The sequence below is a fragment of the Pseudomonas sp. P4_C3 genome, assembly GCF_056402075.1.
The window spans coordinates 1-3,042 of the sequence record NZ_JBFUIC010000420.1; the positions used below are offsets into that span (position 1 = coordinate 1).

The following is a 3,042-nucleotide window of genomic DNA, read 5'->3' on the forward strand; positions in this document are numbered from 1 at the left end:
AAGCAAAGCCGGCGTTAACTTCCATCGTGCGTGACTGAACATCCTGAACCGGATGGATGTAGGCCCAGCCTTGTGGCACCCAGCGTGTACGCAGGTACTCACGGCGTCGTTGGGCGTAGTCCGGCAACAACACGGCACCGCTGAGCACCGCCATGTCCATCCACGCGGCCCGCACCGGGCGACACAACTGGTGCACATACACACCAAATTGCAGCTGTTCCAGTCGACGCCGGAACTCAGTGAGCACCACCCGCAGCGCGCGGTCGTTCACTTCGCGCRTGTCGCCAGTGAGGATCTCGTATGGCATTCCGGCGCCGGCCGCCGCCGCCATCAATTGCTGACGCATGAAATCCGGGTAGTTGTTGCCGGCATCTGGCGGTGAGGAAAACTCGACCTCCTCACCCGGCAACAACTCCTGCATGGTCCCGGGTTCCAACGCCACCATGGGCGTGAAGCCATCCGAGGCGAGATTCAGCGGCGCACCGGTCACCGGGTCTACGGGGGTCTGGATGTCATCCGGTGAAGGCTTTTTGATAAAACCGGCGAACAGGTTGGCCACCTCTTGGCGGAACAACACCGCATCGTCGTAGTTATCCAGGCTACGCAGGCGCTTGAGCACTGGTGATAAACGCGGCAGACCACGCAGCTGACCCGGTTCGACCGGCTCAAAAATGTGCAGCACCTGGCTCGCCGGTACGCGCACCAATTGGTTGTAGCCACTGTTCAACGACGAGGCATCGCCGGGATGCGAGCGATACATCCAGTACGCCACCCGGCGGCTATCCGGACTGAACTCAATGCCGGCGCGAATGACGTTGCCGTTACGGGCCATTTCGAATTTGTCGTGTGGCACAAACTCCGGTGCCAGCACCTGGAGTTGCAGCGGCACCACCAGCCCCTCATCGAGGCTGCGCGGGCGCAGGCGGACAAAACATTCGCCGGCCGTTTCCACCGTCCGCGCGATCAACGCCTGCTGTCCGTAAAAGTCGGTGAGACCATCGGCGTCGGATTCTTCGGTCCAGTCGGCCCAGAGTTCCTGCAGCAGATGCCGAAGCTCGTCATCCTGGGTTTTCGGCCGCGGCGTGATGCCAGTGCCGATCAGGTTGCTGACCCGCTTGTCGATAATGTTGAAGGCGTACGGGTCGTTGCGCACTGCCGCGCGGGAACGCGAGCGCAGGTTACGCAGCGCCGGAATGGCAATGCTGTTGAAACCGGCGTCGGGCGCATCCCAACTGGCGGAACGACGCCCTTCAGCCGCGCCTTCATAGCTAGCCTTGATGTTCGAGGGAATCAAGAATCCGCTGCGGCCCAAGGTGGGAAAGTGACGAGCCATTACAGTCCCTTGCCTCCATGGTAAAGCCGAACGATGCGCGAACGAGGTCCGGCCGCCGCGATCAACGAGCTACGAATTTCATCGCGTGCCCTGAGCAATTCGTCGATGTCGCGGTACTCGACGTTGCGATCGGCGTAACGCACGATTTTTTCGCCACGCGCAATTGCCTTCTCGACCGCATCGAGTTGCTGTTGGGTAAAGGCCATGGGGATCGCTCTAAAGTAATAAGACAACATGGGTTGCAACCGTGCGCCTTCACTCAGCGTCGTTTTTTGAGGTAGCCGCTGCTGGAGCTTCGACGCTGTGGCGGCCGTGCAATCGGCAGCGGTGCTATTACCGGCTTGRCCGGTGGCGATACGGGATCAGGCGGTTGCTGCGGAGATGGTGCCGGAGTGCGGACACGTTCGACTGCAATGGATTTTTCACCCGCAGGCGCCGCCTGCAACAGGGCGCTTCTCACTCGTTCCCAGTCGTGTTCCTTGTAGCGATTCAGACCCAGGTAATGCGCCATCGCCAGGCTGTACACCATCAAGTCGAGGGCTTCGTTGCGCTCCGCCTTGCCCTTGACCCATTCGATTTTTTTGTAGCCTTTGATGTACCGAGTCACCTTGCGCTCGGCGACGCACTGGGCGAAGAAATCATCCGGCAGGTCGTTGGCAAAGTGCAACGCGCCGGGACCGTCCTCCACCGGATAGCGGTTGTAAATCCAGTCCTTGGCCGTGTCGGTACCGATGAACCAGAGCTCGACACCTTTGCGCTCGGTCAGGCCTTTCCAGGTGACATCCATCATCGATGGCCGCTGCGCAATCACCGGCCGACCCGACTTACTCGCGCCCTTGACCGCGAAGATGTTGCGCCAGCGCCGCAGCCGGCAGAACTGGTACACCTCGTCGGTGTGGTTGCCGCCGGAGTCGATGCCGGCTGCCCGGATTGTCAGGTCCGCGCCACACGGATGCGGATAACGCGCCTTGAGTTTGTCGTCGAGCACGGACCAGGTGCGTTCGTCGGAGGGATCGCCCCAGATCACCTGATAGTCGATGATCCAGCGCTCCATGCCGGCCCCCCAACCCACCACCATGAACTCCAGCCGGTTGGCCTGGACATCGACCGCGGCTGTGAGCATCAGCACGGCGAATGGCATCGACCCCAAACCATAGGTTTCCAGGCGGGCCCGAGCCATCAGCACATCGGCTTTGGTCTGCTCTTGGGCGCTGTCCCAGACCTTGGCCAGACGGGTGTTGTAGAACACCTGCATCGGTTCAAGATCACCACGGGACATAGCTGTTTTGGCCTTCTCGAACTGCTTGGCCAGAGCTGCCCAACCGGTCCAGCCGGGCGGCGAGTACAACGCATTGAGGTTGAAGCCGACGGTTTCGCCATCACCTTGGGCATGGGCGCGCCACTCGCCCTTGGCCAACATCTCTCCCTTATGGTGCTCCTCGATCAACACATCACAGTCAGACCCGGCGCACTCGTAGTGTGCCCGTTGGCAATCCGCCGAGTAATGCAGGCGTTCCCATTCCAGGACTTGCATGTGCCCGCAATTCGGACACGGCACGTAGTAAAAACGCTGGTCGCTGGTCTCGAACAGATCAGCAATGCGCGAGGCGCCCCGGATCGTCGGCGAACTGGAAAAGTAGAACTTGGCGTTGCGGCCAAACGTACTGCCCCGGGTTTCAGCCAGCTCAATCGGGTCACCCTCCTCGCCC

3 protein-coding genes are annotated in these 3,042 nt (G+C 61.0%); all 3 read right to left on the reverse strand.

Annotated elements, in window-relative coordinates:
- Positions 1-1,333, reverse strand: a 1,333-nt coding sequence (locus tag AC1DVH_RS28730) for a phage portal protein (protein ID WP_477756628.1), incomplete at its 3' end; no start/stop codon positions are given.
- Positions 1,333-1,539 (reverse strand): phage head-tail joining protein, encoded by a 207-nt coding sequence (locus tag AC1DVH_RS28735; protein ID WP_027923826.1) that lies wholly within the window; start codon positions 1,537-1,539, stop codon positions 1,333-1,335. The genes AC1DVH_RS28735 and AC1DVH_RS28730, both read right to left, overlap by 1 nt.
- 53 nt (positions 1,540-1,592) lie before the next feature.
- Positions 1,593-3,042, reverse strand: a 1,450-nt coding sequence (locus tag AC1DVH_RS28740) for a phage terminase large subunit family protein (RefSeq protein WP_477756629.1), incomplete at its 5' end; no start/stop codon positions are given.